Here is a 22,591-nt window from a genome sequence, read left to right on the forward strand (position 1 = left end):
AGCGCTTAATCGGTTAGCATGGTTGAAGCATGACGTGCAAAAAGAATTGGGGATTGATAAAGAATATAGGCCATATCACTGCTGCTTCCACCCCATTGGGCAGCACGCGGGCCTGTTCCGCCAGGGCTCAGATTGATCGTCACCCCATTGATTTTCAAATACGGTGGAGTCGTTGTCGGATCTCCTGTGATATTCGACCAAGTGACTTGATTCCAATTATCTGGAGTGGTATCCAATTGACCTTCTCCCAAATCATCCAATCCAAAACTGACTTGACCCGGTCTTTCTCTCAAGACAAAAAACCAACCCGGATTATTCGTGCGATTTCCATTAGCTTCCTCTTGAGACAGCTCAAATCCAAAGAAATAAACATCAGGTTCAATAGTCCCAGTAATTACAGGCCACATAACGTTACCTGGAGTATCATAATCAGTCAACTCTCGCTGTAATGCAGGATTTCCGTTTTTATATTTTGCCTTTTGGGCATAAACCAATGTATTTGGGTATTTTCTTAGCAAATCCCCTTTAATCAACAATACCAAATCAGGACCTGGTTTCTCCTCATTTTGCCCCAAAGGTTTATTCCATTTATGAATCTCCTTGATGTCAGCTCTAGCATTTTGATTGGCAAGCATTGCATCCACGTAGGCATCATAGTCTTCTCCTAATTCAACATCATTCATTGGGTCATTGTCGTATTCCCAGAAGTGGCGGAAGTAGCTCCCCCGCATATCTGTTGGGAATTCTCTCCAAAGCAATTCTCTGGAGAACTCATGATTCATTCCCATCATGAATGATTCAATAAACTCTCTATTGGTTTCCATCAAAGTGATGGTATTGGGTTCTATTTCTGAAATATTAGGAATGATATAATCTGGAGATATCTCTTTCAAATAATCATAAACCGGAATCGGGAATCTCGGATATGCCATGATTGGCTTATTATTATTGGCATATCGGGCCATGAAAAAGGAAGACAATTTCCGATCAAAATTGAATACTGGGTTCAGTTTGACCTTGATCTGATCTAAAAAATTAACTGCTAAAACTGGCTTGACAGGCTTTTTGAAAACCTTAACCAAATTCACATTATTTACCTTGGATATGAACTTGGTCTGAAAGCTTGAAAGATAGTCTTGTCTGCTTTTGACGATTTCGCTATGAACGAATTGAAGTGGTTCAGGGACAGGAGGTGAATCTTTGATAAACCATACTTGATCGGAAGGCCCATAAAGCCCTTGCTGAAAATTCTCGCTTATTCTTTCATCAAAGACTTTAGGATCAACTTTAAGCATCCTATTAATCCCATCCATGCTTTTTTGCTTGATTCCATTCAATATAGCTGTAGCTCTTTCAACCTCATCCGCTTCAAAGTCTCCCGGAAGATGAGGCAATACTTGGATTGTGGTAAAAGCGACATTTGGGAATTTTAGAATTGCATTGGCAAGATGCTCCATAAATGAAACGGGAGGATCTAACACCACACTATTGATCGCCTCAAAAGCATTCAAAGTAGGCAAAACAATTTTCGGCTCTGATTTACTTGGAGCTGCTGATATCTTGCCCGCATTACCCTCTTTTACGTTCAGTTTTTGAAAGAAAGTAGGATTCAGGATTTCCAGAGCACCATCTACACCATTGTTCATTAATGCTGTAGGCGTAAAATTATTGGCAACTTTTAGAAAGGTCCCTGACCTAATAGCAGTCGGAACAGTTGATTTTTTGATCTCCTTTTTAATAGTTGCATTAGCATCAAACTTCATCATTTCAAATGCCTTTCCTGCGGCATTGATCAGATCCATACTTTGAAGTTTGAACACTTTTTTTGCAGCTAAAGCCTTGGTGGCTCTTTTCATCAACTCACTCTCGCGAATCTTCTGATTGGCCTCATTGATTTCACCAATCTGTTCCCAAGCCATTTCCATAAATTTGTCCTGATGTTTTTGGACTACCTGAACTCCTAAACCTGCCGCAGATCTGTAACTCGGATGGAGGTTAATTTTATGAATCCAATCATTACTATTTGCTTGAAGCTTCAGGATTCCTTTGTGCATTTTCCCGTAAATCGGCGGAGTGATAATCGGGTCCTCTTCAACAATCGGAGAATAAAAAAATGAAGGATTCACCAATGGGACTGTGTCTTGAAGATCCATCGAGAGATTCAAAACATCCAGCAATTGCTTTTTCAAATCCATATTACTCAATGGCCATGGAGCCGTCTGGTAATTGGGATGTCTCATAGCACCTTCCACAAATCCTAAAGCATCATCTCCAATAGGTTTGATTCCAAATCCCAACTCCTTCATCTCCATTTCTCGCTTGCCAATGTTTTCTGGAAGCTCACGAGCCTCAAGTAGCTCAGCAAGGCTTTCAAAATCCCCTCCTTCATCCACTTTAAAAGACCAAGTGAAATAATAAGGATAACTGGATGGATTTGTTCCTCCTGAAATCGCGGATCTTGTCCAAGAAGTTTTTTGTGCAGGAATCCCTTCAGTGTCCAAACCCAAACCTGCCAATCTGCCCGTTTCAAAAGCCGGAATTAAAAAAGCATGGTACACATTGGGATCAAAGTCCAAACTTGGATTGGGACCTGTATACTCCAGCTTTCTCGGACACAGCACCCTAGAAAGTGCCAAATCAGGATTTTTGGCCAGTTTCCCGGCTAATTGACTTGCCGCATTTGCAGGATTATCTCCTAAATCTTCCAATACATGCACATGTGCCAAAGCAAAAGTGTCTTTTTCATTACAAAAGGCTTTTGACAAAGCATCGTTGGTAATATTTATAAAAGGTGTCGGAGTTCCTCCAGTGCTTTTCTCAAATTCATTTTCCTTCAAAACGATCAAAGCCAACCAAGGCCTAAGCTTATTGCCAACAGCCTTAGCCGGTGTAAATCTCCAAGGAAGATCTTCCTCGTAGAACTCAACATAACAAAGGTTGTTGGTTTCAAAATTGGCCACCCCTCTTTTGGGATGAACCCGAATTATCGATTTGGAATTTACTCCCAAAACATCTCCTGGGCCTTGAACTTTGACCACTTTTTGGACTGGTGCAGGTATATGCTCCAGCTCACCTTTTGTGGCTTTCAAGTTGACCGAAACAGTAATTTCAGGTCTCTCCACAGCGGCATTGTTGGGAATAGCATTTCCCAAAAAATCGGCTTCAATGATTTCATTTCCTAAGCCTTTGCGCACCCATGGCAAAAAAGAATAACTAGCTAAAACAGAATCTGGCATAATTTATAAGGCTAAAACATCACTTGCTACTACTTGTACACTCTGAGTTCCGGAACTCGACTTTTTGGCGATTTGAACGGCTTCCATGTAGGACAATTTTTGAGCTCCTTGGACAACTTTCAAATCATCGGTTCCCACTACTGCAAAACCTGGTTTTTTAAGTTCAACTTTTTTCGAATTGACCACTCTGGATTGATAGGCTGAAAGAGCAGACCTGCCTACAGCCCCTGTTCTACTGAAGAAAGTGGTCTCTTGCTTACTGAATCCAGTTAGGGCCGAAAGTCTATTTACAGCAAACAGGTTATTTTCTTCATCCATAATCAGCTGCTCATATTCTACATCTCTATCCAAAACAGCTCCCGTCTTGAGCGTATCCGTTGATTTGAGTTTGACTCCTGAGTTTTGATCTTGGAAGGATGGCAAAGCAAGCTTTTCATTATCCTTGATATCCAAGAAATTCGCAGGTGCAAATGATTCAGTGATATAGGTAGGGTTTGAGTCCGTAGAAGAACCAATCTGAATACTTACCACCTCGAATTGGGTATAATCCGACGGCTTAAATTGACCAAACTTGGATATTTCTACTTCTAGAGGTACTACTTTCTGACTGATCTCTATTGATCCATTTGGAGTCAAAATCAACTCTTCTTCTGAAGCCAATCCTTTCATGCGCAATCCGGCAGAGTTTGGATTGGAAAGTATGCTTCTCCAGTTTTGGATATCATCCATTGCTTCGAGCAACAGAGGCAATACCTCGATATCAGGTAATGTGGTATCTTTTTTATCTCCCCAGGTAACGTCAAACTTAACTTTGACAGAGAAGAACAATATTTTGAATTTGGCGGTACCTTTTGCTCTCCATGGAGTCGGTCCTTCCAAAGTAAATTCGAGAGAGAGGCTGAGCAAAGTGGCGCTTCCGGCTTTGACAGCCAATCTTGCCCTTGCATCAGCAATAAATCTGAATGGAGAGAATTGGAACAAAACATCGAAACCGAACTCACCAACGACTTTGAAGCCTGCAACACCGAAATAAAAGTCTATTCCCGCTCCAAATTGAACTGTATTGGAAGTAACTGCGAAATAGCATGTTAGAGTCAATCGAGGATTTCCAGAAAGAATCTTCAAAGTCAACCTCTTCATTGGTGGGATACCCAAGTGGGTTGGTGGAGTAAATCTCGGGTGGAAACCACCTACTGAAAGGACAAAGTCAGGTTTTTCTCCCCAACCAATTCTAAGAACCATATCTCCTTCCAATCCAAAAGTCAAAACCTTCGAATCAAAAAGACTGGCATCAAAGCTCAACATGCCTTTTTCGAAATCAATCATCCCCAAGAAGGCAACTTGGATTTTGATTAATGCGGCATTTTCATCAGGAAGTATTACTCTCAGTACACCTAGGATTCCGAATTTGGTTGGACTCGCAAACTCAATTACAACTCCCAAATCCACTCTGAGGATGGTCGGTACACCCCAAGTGATCGCGGCCATCGGGCCAATCACAAACTGATCTCTTTTGACAGGGAAGACTTCTTTGATATCAGTAAGAATCTTATTGATATTGGCAATGATGTTTTTAGGGAAGAGAATATTCTGGATGGTTCCAGTTCTTACCCCATCACGTAACCTTTCTACTTGTATAGTCCTGTGAATTCCCAGAATCCCTCCCAATCCAGAAAGGAAGAACCCAAAGCCAAGGGCAATTCCAGTTCCGAATTCTACAGAGACAATAAATAAAACTGAGGTCCCTGGCTTGCCATCTGGCATTTTACTATTGATGATCCCGATTGCAGAAACCGCAAAAAGATTCATAAAGGAAAGCTCTACAGCTCCGGCATACTCGCCTTTATCTTTATCGAAGAATAAATAACCTCCTCCAGAGAAAACAGGGGTATCCAAGGAAACACCCAATCCTGTTGGTGGCTTAAATCGAATATCAATATTGACAATACCAAAATTGGAATCTCCCTGTGGTGAACCATTGGCAAAAGTCGCTTTTGTAAGTGTCGCTTCTATTCCCAACCCTTCGACAGATGCCGCTACCGGGCCTAATGTGATGCTTGCTCCAGAGAAAGCCACTCCCAGATCCACTCCTGCTCCTCCATTATCTTTGTAGGTAATCTTGATGGCGTCCAGGCTTACGGCATTTCCAAACTTCCCATTAACAGGAATCAAGGCTTCACTTTGTGCTCCTCCAAATGAAACACTCAAGCCAGATGGCCAACGAATGTCTAAGTCTATATCAAAGGAATTCCCAAATTGAAGATCTTTTAAATTGATCTCACTTGGAAGAAGGTTATCCATTCCAGGAATGACAATTTGATTTTGGATCAATCCACCCAAAATAAAATCCCACTCGTTTGCGGCCGTTCTGCTTAATCCAATTTTGTTCAGATAAATCCTGACCACACTAGGAATATCCAGTACTTTAAGTGCATTTGTACTTGGAGTTACTTCTCCCAACACATGGAATGCACCCTGATTATCAATTTCTATATCAACAGCAATAGTGGTTGATTCTCCTCCCAATCCACTGAATCCTTCCAATTCAAGTTGACCTTTCAAAGAGACTGTTATTTCATCTCCATTTTTGACTACAGAAATCTCTGTCACTGTAATCTTTACCGAACCAATATTGAATACTGCAGAACTGCCAATGGAAGCAGAGAAATTACCAGCTGAAGGCACATTGAACGTAACCTCAATTTTTGCCGGTTGATCCGAATCATCTTTTAAGCCCGGAATTTCCAATTCTCCTACAAAAGAGAAAGGATACTCAAGGCTATCTGGAGTAAAGGTGAGTTCAAGCTCTTTTAAAGTGAATGCAAATCCGCCGATTTTGATTTTCTGATCTTGGGAAAGAGAAATCCCATATTCGTTATCCTCTTTATCGTAGCTGAAGCCAATTCCGATTTCGGCAGGTCCAGAGCCATCCTCTTGCTCAAAACCTGAGAATCCTAAACCTGCTTCAGCAGAAATGCTTTCCAAGTCTCCATTCAGGATTCTTAAATCAAACTCATCTATAAAAAGGCTGACATCTCCAAGCTTCAGCTCAGTTCTACCTCCTCCAGGATTTGCTTGAATTGTGTAATCATTGCCATTTGTTACTTCAAAATTAAATCCGAGTTTATCATTAGGTGCGTCGCAAGCAGGAATGGTCAATTCTCCTGCAAAAACAGCATCAGTCAGGTTTCCATTTTGGATCGAGAATCCAAATTCAGAAAAATCAAATGTCAGCCCTCCAATTGAAAAAGATGGCAGAGGACTAGCAGAAAAACTTAGCTTATTTTGAGGTGAATCATAGGCAATCGAAACGTCCACAAAATCATCTCCACCGGGCAATTTGAATTTGGAGGATCCCGAAATAGACTGCATTGAGCCATTGTTCACCACCAATTCCAAATCAATATCTTTTACTTCTAGACCATTCCCCTCTAGAGTTCCGGTCGATGTGATCTCAATGGTATAGCTATTTCCTCCATTGCTTACTTCAAAAGTGAAATTCAGTCCTCCTCCATTGGTAAAAAATGGCATGGTCATCGAACCTGTCAGATCTCCTGATTCGAAGGAGCCGTTTCTGATCAAGAAGGCGAGAGAAGCGATATTTAAAGTGAAAATCGCTAAATCGGCAGGAGGTAGATTCGTCGCATTTAATGAAAAATCCTCATTGCCATTCTTAGAATAATTGACATCAACTGTAAATGGAGTATCTGGCTGCGTCAATTCAGGAATATGGAACCCTGCCGAACCACTTGCATTTTGGACAGCACCATTATCGACCTGAATACTAAAAGCCACATTACTCAAAACAAACATCCCGAAATTGGCAGTCTGTCCAGTTCCGTCAATAGCAATGGTGTAATTGTTTGTCCTTGCAATTGCGATATCGAAAGCAATCGGACTACCATCAAATACTGGCAGTGTAATATCCCCGTTGACTGCAGCTGAAAACTGCTGACTTTCCTGACTTTCAATTCTAATTTGATCAAAATGCAGGTTGAAGCTTTCCAAATCCGCTGTGACATCAGTCAATTCGATAATATAGATTGGATCTGCACCGGAAGTATCAACCGAAATATTAAAGTTGAAAGGTTGGCTCAATCCAGGAAGTTGCAACGCTCCTGCCCCAGTCACGGATTGCAGATTTCCATTTTGAACAGTTAGGCTAAAGCTTTGAAAATGAAGAACAACAGGACCAAACTCCACAGTATTTTGATCAGGAGTCCCAGTCAATTCTATAGTATAGTCATTCCCGGTATTGCCGATTGTCAGTTCAAATTGGATCCCTGCGCCACCCGTTGAATCTGGGAGGTTAAAAGTTCCGGATGCTAAGCCACTAAAGAAGCTTCCATTTCTTATTTCAAAATCCAGAGAATCCATATGAAGTGATCCTCCAAAGAGATCCAAATCGACTGGATTATCCAATTCAATCAAATATCTGTCTTGAATTTGGATGAATTCCAAGGAAACCGCACTCTCTGAATTGAATCCTGGAATCTGCAATCCAGCACTTCCACTGAAGTCCTGAATCACCCCAGTTTGAACATTCAATTCAATCTGAACTTGGTTAAGTTTGAAATCTCCAAATTCCACAAATTGAGTTCCGCTGTTTACAGCTATGTGATAATTATTATCTCTATCAAATGAAACAGCAAAATCCAATGCTCCTCCATCTTCAAAAACCGGCAAAGTCAAACTTCCCACAGCGCTAGCAGAGAATTGCTGACCTCCTTGACTGGATAAATTTATCTGGGTAAAGCTTAGATTAAACCCTCCAATCTCAGCAGCGATGTCATTGATTTGAATTGCATAAGTGGTAGTTGGACCATTGATCGTCACATCAAAAGTAAATGCAAATGCCTGGCTTAATCCCGGCAATTGCATAGAACCAGCCCCATTTACACTTTGAACCAAAGAATTGACAACCTCCAATTCAAAAGAACTTACCTCCAATTGAACAGGCCCGAAATTCAAGACGCTGTCCTGAGGGCTTCCAGTTAATTGAATTGTATAGTCATTGCCTTGATTGGCTATTTCCAAATCAAATAGAATCCCTGCCCCATCTGTTACATCAGGTAATTTGAGATGACCATTGATTGCACTACTTGAAAAGGCTCCATTTAGGAAAACGAATTGAATCTGAGCAAAATCAATTTGGCAACCAGCTATTTCTGGGGTTCCGAAATTAGTCGCTGCTATCTCAAGTCTATTTGTTGCTTTTGTAAAGGATAATTCAACCTGAATGGGAGTTCCGGAGGTAATTTCAGGGATTGTTAATTCTCCTTCTCCGGAAACATCTTGAAGCTCACCATTTTCGAATAACATTTGATAGGTCTGCAGATCCAATACAAACCCTCCATGCTGAATGGGCTGGCCACCAGAGATCTCGATTTTCAGACGATCAGTCTGAGCATCCTCAAATTGAATGTTAAAATCCAGTTGACCATTTGAAAATAATGGAAGTTCGAGATCACCTTCCCAAGTACTCTGAACAAGATTTCCATCTTTGTGAATTCTTAGAAAAACAGTTTCGAAAGTTGCAGTTCCAAATCCTAATGGGATTGGGGTGAAATTAGTCCCTGTAAACTCAAAATGAGGGTCAGCATAGGAGAAATCAAAATTGGTCTTGGCCGGCTCTTGAGTACTTGAATCTTCCACTCCCGGAAGTTCCGCCCATCCATTTATTGCCACATCGGCAGCAGCTGCCGGATGGGTTGTTATTTCTATATGCTCAAAGAAAATCGAAACACTACCTTTCTTCAGTTCTTGCCCCTCTGGATTTTGAGCCTGATACCTGACATCTCCATTATTAAGGAGCTCTACTTCAAAATCTATTTTTCCAGGACCATTTTGTCCATCATCCAAAAAATCAAAAACCAGCTCTCCGCTAATCTGAGTTCCAGCTTGAAATTCACCATTTTGAATGACAAGTGTTAGCTCATCTATTGTCGCCCGAAAACCTTGAAGTCTCGCTGCAGGAACATTGGCTGCAGTACCTGTGAAGATTCCCGTTCCAAACTCAATACTCAAAGTTACTTGGTGTGGACCGGAGCCATCTTCATTTTGAATTCCTGGTAAAAATGCCTCAATAGATAGCTCCAGAGCAGTCAATGTGGAAGAGGTAAAAGCCAAAGAGGAAGAAATAACATTGACTTCAACTCCTTGTATTTTTGCCTCAATCGGCCCTGTCTGATTGATGAAAAATTCATTAGTTCCACCTGCATCCCTAATCTCTATGCTGTAGGGAATTTTCGATAGCTCATCAGTCACACGATCCCTGAGTGATTGCAACTGAGTCTCCCCTTGCATCAAAATCTCATCTACTTGAGTTGCTGCATCATTCAGTTTGATTCTGAATTGCTTTAAAACAGACTCCAACTCATGAAGGAAAAACTCTTGATTATTGGCTATTAAATCTTCGGCGGCCTCGATGATATATTGATCAGCAGGCTTTGAAATGACAACCGGTAAATTGATTGGAGAATCTACCTGATCTTTCAAATGCTCAAACACCATTTCTGCAGTATCCGAGGGGTTTGCAATCAATTGATCCAATTGATCTTTAAGTTGTCCCAGACCGATATCAGTGAGTAAAGACTCAAAAGGCAAATTAACAGTAGCCATAAAAAATTGATTTCTAAAAATTAAACAAAATCACAATCTGCTGAATTTAACCAGTTTGCGGGAGAAATAAAAAAATATACTCCTCTATTATTCTAAAAAATTATATTTCAACCCAAGCCTATTAAAGCAAAAATAATATCGTACAATTTCATAAATGCAAAATTCAAAAAATCTTGTTTTAGTTATAAAATATTTTTAATCCACCTAAATTGTGTTTCTTACAAGATCTTGAAAGCCAGTCCCAAGCAATAAAAAAAGAGCAAGTTTTAAAGCTTGCTCTTTTGAATCCTATTTTTCTTAAAATTCGAATTTTACAAAAGTTGAATTTTTAAATTGCAAGTAAGCTCTTGACTTTATCCTGTGTAATCTCTCTATAGTCATTGATATAAAAATGACTTTCTGGTAGCTCGGCCTTTGTATGTGAGGATAAAACCGCAACTACTTTCATTCCAGCATTGAGTCCGGCTGTAATTCCCGAAAATGAATCCTCAAACACCAAACAGTTTTCTGGATCTACCTGAAGGTTTGCTGCAGATTTCAAATAAACTTCCGGATCAGGCTTATGTTTAGTGACATTTTCACTAGCCAAAGCAGAACCAAAATGAGGGAACAAATCTAGTTTACCCGCAATCAAATCAAGATTTGCTTGTGGGGCTGAAGTTGCTACACCAGTTTTAAACCCATTCTCTTTCAAGCCATGGAAAAACTCCAAAAAACCAGTGATTGGATCAACGTGATGCTGGTAAATTTCACGAAACAGGCTTTCCTTTTCATCTTCCAAATCCAACAATTCCTGACCTTCGATTTTTCTCCCAAAAAAATGGCTCATTATATAAGAGTTACTTTTCCCATACATATGAGAAGCAAACTCCTCTTCTGTTGGATGCAAATCTCGCTTTGCAAAAAACTCCTTGAATGCTAATGAATGAAATGGATTGGTATGACAAATCACACCATCCATATCGAATATTACTGCTTGACTCATACTATTTATAAATAAAAAGATCGCTTTCCGCACACAACAGAAAGCGACCTAAAATCAGTTCAATAGATTTTACTTTTTATCAAACTCCGCAATCACTTTCTCAATGATATCACAGCATTCATGAATTTGCTCTTCAGTCATTACCAAAGGTGGAGCAAAGCGGATAATGTTTCCATGAGTTGGCTTCGCCAAAAGACCGTAATCTGCAAGTCTCACACAAATATCCCAAGCAGTCGAGCTATCTTCAGAATCATTAATCACTACCGCATTCAATAATCCTTTTCCTCTCACCAATTTGGCTATTGGATATTTCTCTACCACTTTTTGCATGCGAGTTCTGAATATCTGACCTAAGTACTCTGCATTTTCAGCCAACTTTTCATCTTTGATCACATCCAAAGCAGCCATGGCCACCTTTGCACCTAATGGATTTCCACCAAAAGTAGATCCGTGCTGACCAGGCTTAATCACATCCATCACCTCATTATCTGCCAAAACTGCAGAAACTGGATAGAAACCTCCAGATATCGCTTTGCCCAAAATCAACATATCTGGCTTGACATTTTCATGATCTACGGCCAATAGCTTTCCTGTTCGAGCAATCCCCGTCTGAATCTCATCAGCGATAAACAAGACCTGATGATCCTTACACATTTGATTTGCCTTGCTCAAATAACCTTCATCTGGAACGTAAACCCCTGCTTCACCTTGGATAGGCTCAACTAAAAAGCCAACAACTCCCGGTTCCTTCAAAGCTTCCGCCAATGCCTCTGTATCATTATATGGTACCTTGATAAATCCATTTGTATAAGGTCCGAAATTCTTTCTTGCTACCGGATCATTGGAGAATGAAATGATCGTGGTAGTTCTACCGTGGAAATTATTTTCAGCAACGATGATTTTAGCTTCATTTTCAGCGACACCTTTTCTTTCATATCCCCATTTTCTGGCAATCTTGATCGCTGTTTCTACTCCTTCTGCTCCCGTATTCATAGGTAGCACCTTGTCAAAACCGAAATATTCAGTCACGTATTTTTCAAAAGGTCCCAATACATCATTGTAAAAAGCTCTCGAAGTCAAAGTTAAAGTGCCTGCCTGTTCAACAAGAGCATTTTTAATCCTAGGATGGCAATGGCCTTGGTTCACCGCTGAATAAGCAGATAGGAAGTCGTAATACTTTTTCCCTTCCACATCCCACAAGAACACTCCCTCTCCTCGAGTCAATACCACGGGTAGTGGGTGGTAGTTATGAGCTCCGTATTTGTCCTCGAGGGCAATTGCCTGCTTGCTAGAAGTGATGGTCTCCATGTTTTTTTGTATTTTTGGTTTCTAAAATGATTCCTTAGTCACAAATATAGTGATTGCGCTAGCGCTAAAAGAATGAAACAGGGAAAGAAGAGGCAATTACCGACTTTGGAAGCAGAAGACTATTATATGAATGAGCAAGGGCTCATGGTCTTCACTGCAAAATATCATTTAAAAAGAGGCTATTGCTGCGGAAATGGGTGTAAACACTGCCCTTATGGCAAAGAATAAAAAAGTATCTTGAATATTTTTAAATCCCTTTGTTGTTAATTCCCAAAAAGTTCCGATATTTGCAGACTCATTACAGAAACGCATTCAAATTACGATAAAGAATCATGGCAAAAGTTTGTGACATTACCGGAAAAAGACCTCGAGTAGGTAACAACGTGTCCCATGCAAACAACAAGACCAAGCGTAGATTTTACCCAAATCTTCACAAGAAGACTTTCTACGTTCCTGAAGAAGACGCATGGATCACTTTGAAAGTGTGCTCTAAAGCATTGAAGACGATCAACAAAAAAGGTATCACTGCAGTATTGAAAGATGCTCAGGATAAAGGAATGATTGTAATCAGATAATCAAAGTCACGACGATATAAACGAATAGAAAGATGGCTAAGAAAGGAAATAGAGTACAAGTGATTTTGGAATGCACAGAGCACAAGACCTCTGGCATGCCTGGTACTTCAAGATACATCACTACCAAGAACAGAAAGAATACCACTGAAAGATTGGAGTTGAAAAAATTCAACCCTATCTTGAAGAAGGTGACTGTTCATAAAGAAATTAAGTAATTTATCACGGAGTTGACTCCGATAAACTAACAAAGACATGGCTAAGAAAGTAGTAGCAACCCTTAAGAAAGAAGGTGGCATATCTTACTCCAAAGTAATTAGAGCCGTTAAGTCTGACAAGACTGGTGCATACACCTTCAAAGAAGAAATGGTTCCTTCCACTGCGGTACAGGACACCTTGAAAAAATAATTTGCCAAGAGCATCGTAATGATTTTCAGTCCCTCTGTCCATCGGTCAGCAGGGACTTTTTCATTATATTCCACTTTTAAAAAAATCTTGTATGGGAATTTTCGGTTTTTTCTCAAAAGACAAAAAGGAAAGTCTTGACCAAGGACTTCAAAAGTCTAACGAAAATATATTTTCCAAACTAAGCAAAGCTGTAGTCGGAAAATCCAAGGTAGACGAAGAAGTTCTGGATGAATTGGAAGAAATTCTGATCACTTCTGATGTAGGTGTGGATACTACTATCAAGGTGATTCAGCGAATTGAAGAAAGAGTAGCAAGGGATAAATACCTGAACACTGAAGAACTAGACATAATCCTTAAAGAGGAAATTGCAGCTCTTTTGGAAGAGAACAATTCTCAGGACCTCTTGGATTTCGATATTCCTGAAGGCAAGAAACCTTATGTCATCATGGTGGTAGGAGTTAATGGCGTAGGTAAAACAACCACCATTGGCAAGCTTGCCAACATGTTTAAGAATGCCGGCAAGAATGTAATCTTGGGAGCTGCCGATACTTTTAGAGCTGCTGCGGTTGATCAATTGATCCTGTGGGGAGACAGAGTCGGAGTACCTGTGATTTCTCATGGAATGAATACTGATCCAGCTTCGGTTGCTTTTGACGCCGTCAAGCAAGGAGTCGAGCAAAATGCAGATGTGGTTATAGTGGACACAGCTGGAAGGCTGCATACCAAAGTAAACCTGATGAATGAACTGGGAAAGATCAAGCGAGTGATGCAAAAATTCATTCCTGATGCCCCACATGAGATCATGCTTGTCTTGGATGGATCCACAGGACAGAACGCTTTTATCCAAGCAAAAGAATTTACCAAAGTTACTGAAATCACTTCTCTTGCGATCACCAAGCTGGACGGAACAGCCAAAGGCGGAGTTGTTATAGGAATCAGTGATCAATTTAAAATTCCTGTCAAATACATCGGAGTAGGCGAAAAGATGACTGATCTTCAAATATTTAACAGAAAAGAATTTGTCGACTCTTTATTTACTAAGAAGTCATAAAAGCAACATAAATCATTGTGAGCCCCGAACTATTCGGGGCTTTTTTTTGCATTTTTTTGAACCTTTGAATTTTTTTATCGTAATTCATAATGATATCATTTTAACATCATATTGAAATGGAAAAAATAACAAAACCCACATCCGGCTATGTCATGATTTTGACAATCTTAGCCGCAATAGCCATTGGAATTTTTATGATCCTAAATGTGAATCCAATCTTTGGAGCACCTTTATTGATCTTAGCTTTCTTTTGTATTCCAGGTTTCTTTATCGTCGAACCGAACAAGGCAATGGTTCTTTTGCTTTTTGGTGATTATAAAGGAACAGTAAAAGCAAACGGTTTCTTTTGGGTGAATCCCTTTATGACCAAAAAGAAGATTTCTCTCCGAGTGAGAAATTTTGAAAACAAGCCATTGAAGGTGAATGATAAGATCGGTAACCCAGTAATGGTAGGTACGATTGTAGTTTGGCAAGTCGAAGACACTTTCAAAGCAACCTTTGATGTAGATGACTATGAGAATTTTGTTCACTTGCAATCAGATGCTGCAGTTCGTAAGATGGCCGGCTCCTATCCTTATGACAATTTTGAGGATGAAGAAGCTGAAGTCACTTTGAGATCTGGGGTGGAAGAAGTGAATCATTCCTTGGAAGCTGAGATTGTCGACAGATTAAATCATGCTGGAATCAAGGTAATCGAAGCTAGAATTTCTCACTTGGCTTATGCGTCTGAAATCGCATCAGCTATGCTTCAGAGACAACAGGCTACAGCGATCGTAGCAGCTAGGCAAAAGATTGTAGAAGGGGCTGTAGGAATGGTTGAAATGGCCTTGGAGGACTTGAAAGTAAAAGACATCATTGAGTTTGATGAGGAGAAAAAAGCAACCATGGTTTCAAACCTAATGGTAGTACTTTGCTCCGATAAAAGTGCAAGTCCTGTACTTAACGTAGGAACTCTACATCAATAAAATGAGCAACCAGGTTTTTAACGAAACCCAAAACTACAGGGGAACTTGGGTCATGTATTTAATACTCATGACCGAGCTCCCCAGTTTGGTGTTAGTTACTGTTATTCTGTTTAATTCAAAATCAGAAAGTCAAGACATCATCTTTCATTTAGGACTGGTTTTCTTGATAATGGCGGCAGCCTTCTTTTTATTGATGAGTATTCAACTACAAACAAGAATTGACCATAAAGGTATTCAGTATCGTTTTAAACCATTTTTGAACAAATGGAGAGTAATCCCAATCGACACAATCAAATCTGCAGAGGTTATTTCCTATAGTCCAATTTCGGACTTTGGAGGCTGGGGAATGAAAGGCAACAAAACCACAAAGGCCTATAGTATCCTAGGCGATGAAGGAGTCTTAATTGATTTTGGAGATAAGAAAAAGGTCATGTTGGGAACCAAGAAAGCAAAGGATTTAAAAGCTTTTTTGGAAAATTGGAGGGAGGATTAAATTATGCCAAGTAAAAAAGCATTTGCACTTAGAATTGACGAAAATACCATGAAAGCCATTGAAAAATGGGCTGCTGATGAATTTCGTAGTACCAATGGACAATTGGAATGGATCATCAGAGAGGCTTTGAAAAAATCTGGAAGACTCCCAAAAAAAGGAGATTAAAAAAGGCTGAATAGGTTCAAGAAACAGCCCTGATTAACTTTTATTTATATCTCTGGATTATATAATAACTCGTCATTTTCAAAATCATACAAGGTCAAAGCTCTAAGCTCATAATATGCCAACCAAAAATCCTGTAAGGCATTGTAATAAGCTCTTTTATTAGTATCCTTTTCCCCTTGGGCAATATTCAAATCAGTAATAGTCACATTTCCTGTCTGGTATCTTCTCAACGCGATTTCATACCTTCTTTGAGCTACATCATCTGAAGTTTTCGTTACTTCAAGGCGATCTCTGATCATCAGAAAATTCTTCACTTTGGTGAAAATCTCCTGTTCAAAAGTGATCAAGTCCTGCTGAATCGTATACTCTTCCAATTGCTGATTTGCCTCAGCCAATGACATTCTGGCCTTATTCCTTCCCCAATCCAAAATTGGAACTGAAATCCCCAAATTCACAATTGCTGAAGAATTTGGATTGGTATAGATATCACCCCAAGTCAACGCGGCATTATTGTACCCATAACTCGCATTAAGCTGCATTTGCATCCGTTGTCCTTTTGCTTCAGCTACTTGTGCCTCAGCTTGTAGTTTTCTACGATCAAATTCCAATGCTTCTGATCTATTTTGAAAAGCCAACTCAATAGCTTCATCCACATTCACTTCGAAATCAGGAAGAATTTCTGGTGCCAATAAATGGATATCCGTAGAAGGGTCTAATCCAATATAGGAGTTGACCATCAGAGCAGAACTTTCCAAATCCAATTTGGCTTGAGCCAGATCTTGCTGAGCTTGTAGCACCTGCAATTCCACTTGAAGCAATTTATCTTCAAAAGTTGTCCCTAATTCATATCGCTTCTGTTCTACTTCAAAAACATCTTCGTAATTATCTAAATTCTGGGTAGCGATATCCAAATTCACCTGAGCAATGAGGTACTGAAAATAGAGTTGAGTCACATTAAATGAGACTTCTTCCATTTCTTGGACATAAACCCTTTTACTTTCTTCAAAAAGTAGAGGCTCTATTTTCTTATTCCACTTATAGGCATTGAACGCAAATATGGGTTGAGCCAATCGCACATTGACCGGAATCCCTGACCATTGAGTTTTGATATCATCTGGGCCGGCTAAATAATTATCAAATCTATTGGTGGAAGTATTTACTGAAACTGTCCCTCCAGTGCCTGAAATCACTTGTTCAAGTCCAAGTCCAAGGTTTACATTATTTTGCTGGACACCTCGGTAATCAATAGATCCATCTGGCTGCAAAACCCCAGTGATAGATCTCGTGTAACCAGGAATAGTCCCAATCAATCGCAATTGGGGATTGTAATCGGATTTGAACAAACGATATTGCCAATAGCTATTTTCTCGTCTGGTAGAGGCTCTTAATGCGGCTGGAGAACGGTCCTTTGCTTGTTGAACCATTTGATCCAGACTATATGTAACGGAGTTTTGAGAATGGGCCGTAAAAGAGATAAACACAAGACAAAAAAGAATCGAGATAAAAGTGCTGTCGATTTTCATTGAGGTTTTTATTGGTATAAAAAGGAATCGATCTAAAATAATGATAGTTAATGCAAATCCCAATGCTTAAAAATCCCTCGAGTCTTAAATTTCCTAAAATTTTCAGATTGATTTTCCCCTGCCCTTCCCAATTGGATTCCTTATCTTGCGGCCTGAAATCCCTATGAAAAAACTAATCAGTTTCGTCATCCGATACATCCCAAGGCCATTTCTTCAAAGAGTAAGTCCTTTGGCTATGAAAGTTCTGGCATTGAGTAATCAAGGTACTGGAGTCCAGTGTCCAGTATGCCAAAAGGAATACAAGAAGTTCTTACCCTATGGTAGAATTGCCAGAGAAAATGCACTTTGTCCCAATTGTCTCTCTCTTGAACGTCACCGCTTAATGTGGTTATTTCTAAAAGAGAAGACAGATTTTTTCTCAGCTCCTTTGAAAGTTTTACATGTAGCACCAGAGCACTGCTTTATCGAAAGGTTTGAAGCGTTGCCTAACTTGGAATACATCACTGCAGATATAGAGTCTCCATTGGCAAAGGTGAAAATGGATGTTCATGATATTCCATTTCCTGAAAACTCTTTTGACGTCGTTTTTTGCAACCATGTCTTGGAACATGTAGACAGTGATATCAAGGCTTGTCAGGAATTCAATCGGGTTTTGAAGCCAAACGGGTGGGGAATCCTTCAATCTCCCGTCTACAACCTCCCTGAGACATTGGAAGACAATACCATCACTGACCCAGCCGAGCGGGAAAGGATTTTTGGTCAAAGAGATCATGTGAGAAAATATGGAAATGATTATGCTAAAAGGCTAAGAAAATCAGGGATCCAAATTGAAGAAAACAAGTTTGTGAAAGAGCTTCCTCAGGAAATAGTCGCGAAATACGCATTGCCTTCTGAAGAGATTATTTTTGTCTGCAGGAAAGGAAACTAACCTTTGAAAAGCTTTACTAGAAGCTCGTAAATCAATCCCAAGCCATAACTTGACAATTGGACTACAGAGCAAACTAAGGAAAGTAGACCTACCCAAATTGATCTAGTTTGTCCAGTGGCAGATATCAAAATCATCCCTGCCCAAAAACCCAGAAGAAATCTCTGTAGAATCATCGTGTCCGGCAAGACTCCGGCAAGTGTTGCAATTAAAAACAGTAAAAAAAGACTGGGAAATAAATGGACCAACTTAATGGCTCCAGGATGGAATCGGGAAACATTCACCCTGTTTTGACCGAAGGAAAAGGCCTGCTTTGCAAAACTTCCAAGCGTATTTTTCCTTTTGTGGTAGACAAAAGCCCCCTCGACCAATTCCAGCTTATATCCTGCTTTTTTTATCCGAAGGCTCCATTCGATATCCTCTCCTCTATTTGGATCTACAAATCCTCCCAAATCCTCAAAAACAGCACGAGACACCCCCATGTTAAAACCTCTAGCTTGGTATTTACTTGGATCCTTCATCTTCCCTCTTATTCCACCAGTAGTCCAAAAGGAAGTCATCGCAAAATCCATCGCTTTTTGAAGGGAAGAAAAATCATCCTTTGCTGCATCAGGCCCGCCAAATGCATCCAGTCCCCAAGTTTGGATGGCATTTTCAAGTTTTTCCAAATAATCCGAAGGAAGAATAACATCAGAATCCAAAATCACAAAAAAGTCACCTTTGGCAAGTTTCATTCCATGATTTCTGGCAAAGCCTTGTCCGGTATTTTCTTGGAAAATATATTGGATTTCTAGGTCCTTTTGAAAAGAATCAATAATGGTGTCTGAAGGATTGCTCGAGCCATCTTCCACAACCACTACTTCAAAATTTCGGATGGTCTGCTCCCTTAAACTAGTTAATAGCTCGGTCAGCTCATCGGGTCGGTTGTAAACCGGTATGATTACCGAAAACAACATCAAAAATCAAAATTCAGCTCTTCGTCGATTTTATACTCGGTTTCTTTTGATTGATTAGATGTCATCAATTCAGCAATAAAACCAGTAACAAAAAGTTGTACTCCGATGATCAAAGCAACTAGTGCAAGGAAAAACAAAGGCTGGTCTACAATTTCTCTCACTTTCAAACCTTTGCTTAAGCCATAGACTTTTTCAAAAATCAACCAACAGGTGATCACAAATCCGGTCAAAAATGATAAAGTCCCTAAAAGACCGAAGAAGTGCATCGGCTTTTTCTTATATCGATGAACAAAGGAAACCGAAATCAGATCCAAAAACCCATTTAGAAATCTTTCGATTCCAAACTTGGAATACCCGTATTTCCTGGCTTGGTGTTGAACTACCTTTTCACCGATTTTTGGGAAACCATTCCACTTGGCCAACAATGGGATATAGCGGTGCATCTCTCCATAAATTTGGATATTCTTGACCACTTTCAATTTGTAAGCTTTCAGACCACAGTTGAAATCATGGAGTTTGATCCCGGAAATCCATCGAGTCACTGCATTAAAAAATTTGGAAGGAACAGTCTTTGTAATCGGATCGTGTCTTTCTTTTTTCCAACCGGAAACAACATCGAGGCCATCCTCGGTGACCATTTTATATAGACCAGGAATTTCATCCGGACTGTCTTGAAGGTCTGCATCCAAAGTAATTACAACCTTGCCCTGAGCCTTTTTAAAGCCTGCATCCAAGGCAGCGGACTTTCCATAGTTTCTAGTAAAATTTATGGCTTTTACATTGCCATTAGTAGATGCTAATTTTTGAATCTCGTCCCAGGAACCATCCGTACTCCCATCATTAATAAAGATAATTTCATAAGAAAAGCCGTTGTCATTCATGACACGGCTAATCCATTGAGTTAATTCTGGCAATGACTCTTCCTCGTTGAAAACGGGAATAACGGTGGAGATTTGAATCATTTTAATAATCTAGAGACTTATCTCTCTTCTTAATAATAGCTGCTACGATTAGGGAAATGATAGCGTAAATGATCAATCCAAATCCAAAGTTCTTGATTTGACCCAAAATTGTAAAGTTGTTTTGAGTGTTTTCTCTGATTTCATCCAATTGCTCAGCTGGTAGATCATCAGGGTTTGCACCAAAGTTTTCCATCATTTCTAAAGTGGTCTTCAAAGTCTCATCAGCCAAAACACCAGGTAATGCTGGGTCAACAACATGAAACAGTAAAATCTGTCCTATCAAGCTTACAAGACCAGAAATAATGATAGTAATGAAACTAAAATTGAATGCGGTGCCAAATGACATGAATCCGCCAATTTCAGTTCTGTACTGCTTACCAAAATAAATGATCAGAGCAAAGAATACGACCAAAGCAACTAAGCCAAACCACCCTGAAGCCAGGAGAGATGAATTAATAAAATATGCCAAATACGTTATTGCGACAGAAACAAGTCCGATTGTTAAACCGGGTTTAAGTGCTGCTTGAAAAGGAGATTGTTGCTCTTCCATAAAATAATTAATTAGGGTTTTTCCTTAAAATAATAGAAATAATGATGCTAAAAAAAAGACCGGGAATGATTTTCCAAATACTGTCATTCAGTGCGATATCAAATGGAACCATTGCTTTCACACTTGTGAGTGTACTTTGAAAAGATTCCTCACCTACCTGACCAATGATAGTTTCCTTACTTGAGTCCAAAACCTCCAACTTAGAAGCTTTGATACTTTCGAAGAAATCGGGGAAAACCAATAAAATAATCCAAATCCCCAATCCGGAAATCAATCCAATAATTAGATAAGTAACAAAGCCAACAGACATACCTTCCGAAAAGGAAATATACCCATTATTGGAGTAGTCTTTAAAATACTTTAATGCAAGAAATATAGAAACTGGGGTTATTACATACCCGAAGATCAAGCTGAGATTAGTAGGGTCGGTTTGCAACCATGACATCACTCCAAACGCAACTAAACTCAGGATCCCTCCAAGAGTCCCAAATTGATAGGCCGATCCAAAATACTTGCTCATAGTTGAGTCAACTTCCCTTTTTGGATAACATACTTAACCTTTCCGGTCAACTCCTGACTAAACCAGGGATGATTAGAAGCTAATGATTTATTGGATTTTCGATCATAAACCCACTTTTCAAATGGATCAAAAATTGTCCAAGATTTATTTTCTTCTAAACCTAGTACTTTCTGAGGGCCATTTGTGACTTTATCCAAAAGCAGTTCCCAGCCCAATTGTTCAATAAGTGAATTCATTGCTGGAAGGAATGTTTGCAAGCCAGCCATTCCGAAAGCTGCCAAATCAAATTCCATAAATTTAGAATCAAAGTCCTGGGGCTGATGATTGGAAACAATGGCATCAATAGTACCATCTTTCAAACCTTCAATCAAAGCATGCTTATCAGATTCACTCCTAAAAGGAGGCTTAACCTTATAATTGGAATCAAAATCTTCCAAATTAGAATCAGTAAACAACAATTGATAAATAGAAACATCCGCAGTAACGGACAAACCATCCTTTTTAGCCTGACGAATCAATTCTACTCCTTTAGCAGTACTTAAAGTTTGAAAATGAACACGCCCCCCTGCATAGCGAATCAACTCCAAATTTTTGTGAATTGCCACTTCTTCAGCAAGGCTAGGTATGCCTTTCATTCCTAAATGAGTAGAAACTTCCCCTTCATGCATTTGACCGAAAATTGCCAATAGAGGATCATAAGAATGATCAAACAAAATCCCATTGAATTTCTGAAGGTATTGAATCACTTTCAAAAAGCGATCGCTATTGGAAAGAGTAGTAGTACCCTCTCCAAATAAAGTAACACCGGATTGATAATGCATATCTAAGATCTCTGTAAGATCTTCTCCTGACACATTTTTGGTAACCGCACCTTGCACTAACAGCTCTGGTCCAAAAGTAGCCGATTTTGATTTTACAAAATCAACATCATTTTTGGATTGAATGGTAGGTTCAGTATTAGGCATTAAAACCGCCATAGAAAAACCACTTACCTGAAGAGATTCACATAAAGATTCAATTGTCTCTTTATATTCTAATCCAGGCTCACCACAAAGCGTTCTAAGATCAATCCAACCTTGACTCCCTAATAAATTGGAAGCGTCAATTTCTTGTTCAATATCTCCAGAAAAGGAAGAGGAGAAAGGTTCTAAAGAACCTTGATCAAAAATAAAATCCCCTTTTGAGAATTTTCCTGAAGTGTAAAGGTTGAGACCTTTGAAGAGTACAGCCATTATTCTTGATTTGATGCAAAACTGCAACAATATTCTAAAAATGAAAAGCAAACTACGATCTAGAATTCATTTGGAGTCAAAAAAATAACAAAGACCAAAGAGGCTATAGGTTTTGAAAA

The 22,591-nt window shown here is 39.5% G+C and carries 19 protein-coding genes; 9 read left to right on the plus strand and 10 right to left on the minus strand.

Features of this window, described 5'->3' with window-relative positions; genetic code table 11:
- Positions 1–5 precede the first annotated feature (5 nt).
- The 4 genes from O0V13_RS13525 to rocD form a co-directional block, all read right to left on the minus strand.
- Positions 6–3,236: a hypothetical protein gene (locus tag O0V13_RS13525; RefSeq protein WP_268035501.1), complete on the minus strand. Its 3,231-nt coding sequence runs from the start codon at positions 3,234–3,236 to the stop codon at positions 6–8.
- Between the two features lie 3 nt (positions 3,237–3,239).
- Complete coding sequence (locus tag O0V13_RS13530) at positions 3,240–9,857, minus strand: DUF6603 domain-containing protein (protein ID WP_268035502.1); 6,618 nt, start codon at positions 9,855–9,857, stop codon at positions 3,240–3,242.
- Positions 9,858–10,185: 328 nt separating this feature from the next.
- The gene (locus tag O0V13_RS13535) at positions 10,186–10,842 is read right to left on the minus strand and encodes an HAD family hydrolase (protein WP_268035503.1); all 657 of its coding nucleotides are present in this window, start codon (positions 10,840–10,842) and stop codon (positions 10,186–10,188) included.
- A 69-nt stretch (positions 10,843–10,911) separates the two neighbouring features.
- Complete coding sequence (gene rocD, locus O0V13_RS13540) at positions 10,912–12,150, minus strand: ornithine--oxo-acid transaminase (protein ID WP_268035504.1); 1,239 nt, start codon at positions 12,148–12,150, stop codon at positions 10,912–10,914.
- Positions 12,151–12,222: 72 nt separating this feature from the next.
- Between rocD and O0V13_RS13545 the strand changes: the two genes are divergently transcribed.
- The 8 genes from O0V13_RS13545 (at position 12,223) to O0V13_RS13580 (ending at position 15,804) form a co-directional block, all read left to right on the plus strand.
- Complete coding sequence (locus O0V13_RS13545) at positions 12,223–12,378, plus strand: DUF5522 domain-containing protein (RefSeq protein WP_268035505.1); 156 nt, start codon at positions 12,223–12,225, stop codon at positions 12,376–12,378.
- Between the two features lie 104 nt (positions 12,379–12,482).
- Entirely contained in the window at positions 12,483–12,725 is a 243-nt protein-coding gene (gene rpmB / locus O0V13_RS13550; RefSeq protein ID WP_026956535.1) for a 50S ribosomal protein L28, read from the plus strand.
- Positions 12,726–12,757: 32 nt separating this feature from the next.
- A complete protein-coding gene (rpmG, locus tag O0V13_RS13555; protein WP_014020702.1) occupies positions 12,758–12,940 on the plus strand; it encodes a 50S ribosomal protein L33 in 183 nt (60 codons plus the stop codon).
- Positions 12,941–12,977: 37 nt separating this feature from the next.
- Positions 12,978–13,130, plus strand: a complete 153-nt coding sequence (locus O0V13_RS13560) for a DUF4295 domain-containing protein (RefSeq protein WP_073572424.1) — start codon at positions 12,978–12,980, stop codon at positions 13,128–13,130.
- 91 nt (positions 13,131–13,221) lie between these two features.
- The gene (gene ftsY, locus O0V13_RS13565; RefSeq protein ID WP_073572425.1) at positions 13,222–14,181 is read left to right on the plus strand and encodes a signal recognition particle-docking protein FtsY; all 960 of its coding nucleotides are present in this window, start codon (positions 13,222–13,224) and stop codon (positions 14,179–14,181) included.
- A gap of 110 nt (positions 14,182–14,291) precedes the next feature.
- Positions 14,292–15,146 (plus strand): SPFH domain-containing protein, encoded by an 855-nt coding sequence (locus O0V13_RS13570; RefSeq protein WP_442780927.1) that lies wholly within the window; start codon positions 14,292–14,294, stop codon positions 15,144–15,146.
- A 1-nt stretch (position 15,147) separates the two neighbouring features.
- Positions 15,148–15,639, plus strand: a complete 492-nt coding sequence (locus O0V13_RS13575) for a hypothetical protein (protein ID WP_268035507.1) — start codon at positions 15,148–15,150, stop codon at positions 15,637–15,639.
- A gap of 3 nt (positions 15,640–15,642) precedes the next feature.
- Positions 15,643–15,804 carry an Arc family DNA binding domain-containing protein gene (locus O0V13_RS13580; protein WP_268035508.1) on the plus strand — a complete coding sequence of 54 codons (162 nt, stop codon included), beginning with the start codon at positions 15,643–15,645 and terminating at the stop codon, positions 15,802–15,804.
- 44 nt (positions 15,805–15,848) lie between these two features.
- Here O0V13_RS13580 and O0V13_RS13585 read toward each other — a convergent pair whose 3' ends face one another.
- Positions 15,849–17,327, minus strand: coding sequence for a TolC family protein (locus O0V13_RS13585; RefSeq protein WP_442780926.1), 1,479 nt, complete (start codon positions 17,325–17,327; stop codon positions 15,849–15,851).
- A gap of 163 nt (positions 17,328–17,490) precedes the next feature.
- Between O0V13_RS13585 and O0V13_RS13590 the strand changes: the two genes are divergently transcribed.
- Positions 17,491–18,255: a class I SAM-dependent methyltransferase gene (locus O0V13_RS13590; RefSeq protein WP_268035510.1), complete on the plus strand. Its 765-nt coding sequence runs from the start codon at positions 17,491–17,493 to the stop codon at positions 18,253–18,255.
- Here O0V13_RS13590 and O0V13_RS13595 read toward each other — a convergent pair.
- From O0V13_RS13595 to O0V13_RS13615, 5 genes are read right to left on the minus strand one after another with little or no spacing between them, the layout of a single operon-like run.
- A complete protein-coding gene (locus O0V13_RS13595) occupies positions 18,252–19,208 on the minus strand; it encodes a glycosyltransferase family 2 protein (RefSeq protein WP_268035511.1) in 957 nt (318 codons plus the stop codon). The two genes, O0V13_RS13590 and O0V13_RS13595, sit on opposite strands and share 4 nt — an antisense overlap.
- Positions 19,208–20,170 carry a glycosyltransferase family 2 protein gene (locus O0V13_RS13600; RefSeq protein WP_268035512.1) on the minus strand — a complete coding sequence of 321 codons (963 nt, stop codon included), beginning with the start codon at positions 20,168–20,170 and terminating at the stop codon, positions 19,208–19,210. Before O0V13_RS13600 ends, O0V13_RS13595 begins: the two co-directional genes overlap by 1 nt.
- 1 nt (position 20,171) lies before the next feature.
- A complete protein-coding gene (locus O0V13_RS13605; protein ID WP_268035513.1) occupies positions 20,172–20,720 on the minus strand; it encodes a DUF4199 domain-containing protein in 549 nt (182 codons plus the stop codon).
- A gap of 7 nt (positions 20,721–20,727) precedes the next feature.
- Positions 20,728–21,240, minus strand: coding sequence for a DUF4199 domain-containing protein (locus O0V13_RS13610; RefSeq protein ID WP_268035514.1), 513 nt, complete (start codon positions 21,238–21,240; stop codon positions 20,728–20,730).
- Entirely contained in the window at positions 21,237–22,472 is a 1,236-nt protein-coding gene (locus tag O0V13_RS13615; RefSeq protein WP_268035515.1) for a dihydroorotase, read from the minus strand. Before O0V13_RS13615 ends, O0V13_RS13610 begins: the two co-directional genes overlap by 4 nt.
- Positions 22,473–22,591 lie beyond the last annotated feature (119 nt).

It is taken from the genome of Algoriphagus sp. PAP.12 (assembly GCF_026652115.1).
Classification (GTDB): domain Bacteria; phylum Bacteroidota; class Bacteroidia; order Cytophagales; family Cyclobacteriaceae; genus Algoriphagus.

Coding starts and splice junctions, on each gene's coding strand:
- O0V13_RS13525 (WP_268035501.1), bottom strand. CDS start 3,236: ATGCCAGATTCTGTTTTAGCTAGTTATTCTTTTTTGCCATGGGTGCGC.
- O0V13_RS13530 (WP_268035502.1), bottom strand. CDS start 9,857: ATGGCTACTGTTAATTTGCCTTTTGAGTCTTTACTCACTGATATCGGT.
- O0V13_RS13535 (WP_268035503.1), bottom strand. CDS start 10,842: ATGAGTCAAGCAGTAATATTCGATATGGATGGTGTGATTTGTCATACC.
- rocD (WP_268035504.1), bottom strand. CDS start 12,150: ATGGAGACCATCACTTCTAGCAAGCAGGCAATTGCCCTCGAGGACAAA.
- O0V13_RS13545 (WP_268035505.1), top strand. CDS start 12,223: ATGAAACAGGGAAAGAAGAGGCAATTACCGACTTTGGAAGCAGAAGAC.
- rpmB (WP_026956535.1), top strand. CDS start 12,483: ATGGCAAAAGTTTGTGACATTACCGGAAAAAGACCTCGAGTAGGTAAC.
- rpmG (WP_014020702.1), top strand. CDS start 12,758: ATGGCTAAGAAAGGAAATAGAGTACAAGTGATTTTGGAATGCACAGAG.
- O0V13_RS13560 (WP_073572424.1), top strand. CDS start 12,978: ATGGCTAAGAAAGTAGTAGCAACCCTTAAGAAAGAAGGTGGCATATCT.
- ftsY (WP_073572425.1), top strand. CDS start 13,222: ATGGGAATTTTCGGTTTTTTCTCAAAAGACAAAAAGGAAAGTCTTGAC.
- O0V13_RS13575 (WP_268035507.1), top strand. CDS start 15,148: ATGAGCAACCAGGTTTTTAACGAAACCCAAAACTACAGGGGAACTTGG.
- O0V13_RS13580 (WP_268035508.1), top strand. CDS start 15,643: ATGCCAAGTAAAAAAGCATTTGCACTTAGAATTGACGAAAATACCATG.
- O0V13_RS13585 (WP_442780926.1), bottom strand. CDS start 17,327: ATGAAAATCGACAGCACTTTTATCTCGATTCTTTTTTGTCTTGTGTTT.
- O0V13_RS13590 (WP_268035510.1), top strand. CDS start 17,491: ATGAAAAAACTAATCAGTTTCGTCATCCGATACATCCCAAGGCCATTT.
- O0V13_RS13595 (WP_268035511.1), bottom strand. CDS start 19,208: ATGTTGTTTTCGGTAATCATACCGGTTTACAACCGACCCGATGAGCTG.
- O0V13_RS13600 (WP_268035512.1), bottom strand. CDS start 20,170: ATGATTCAAATCTCCACCGTTATTCCCGTTTTCAACGAGGAAGAGTCA.
- O0V13_RS13605 (WP_268035513.1), bottom strand. CDS start 20,720: ATGGAAGAGCAACAATCTCCTTTTCAAGCAGCACTTAAACCCGGTTTA.
- O0V13_RS13610 (WP_268035514.1), bottom strand. CDS start 21,240: ATGAGCAAGTATTTTGGATCGGCCTATCAATTTGGGACTCTTGGAGGG.
- O0V13_RS13615 (WP_268035515.1), bottom strand. CDS start 22,472: ATGGCTGTACTCTTCAAAGGTCTCAACCTTTACACTTCAGGAAAATTC.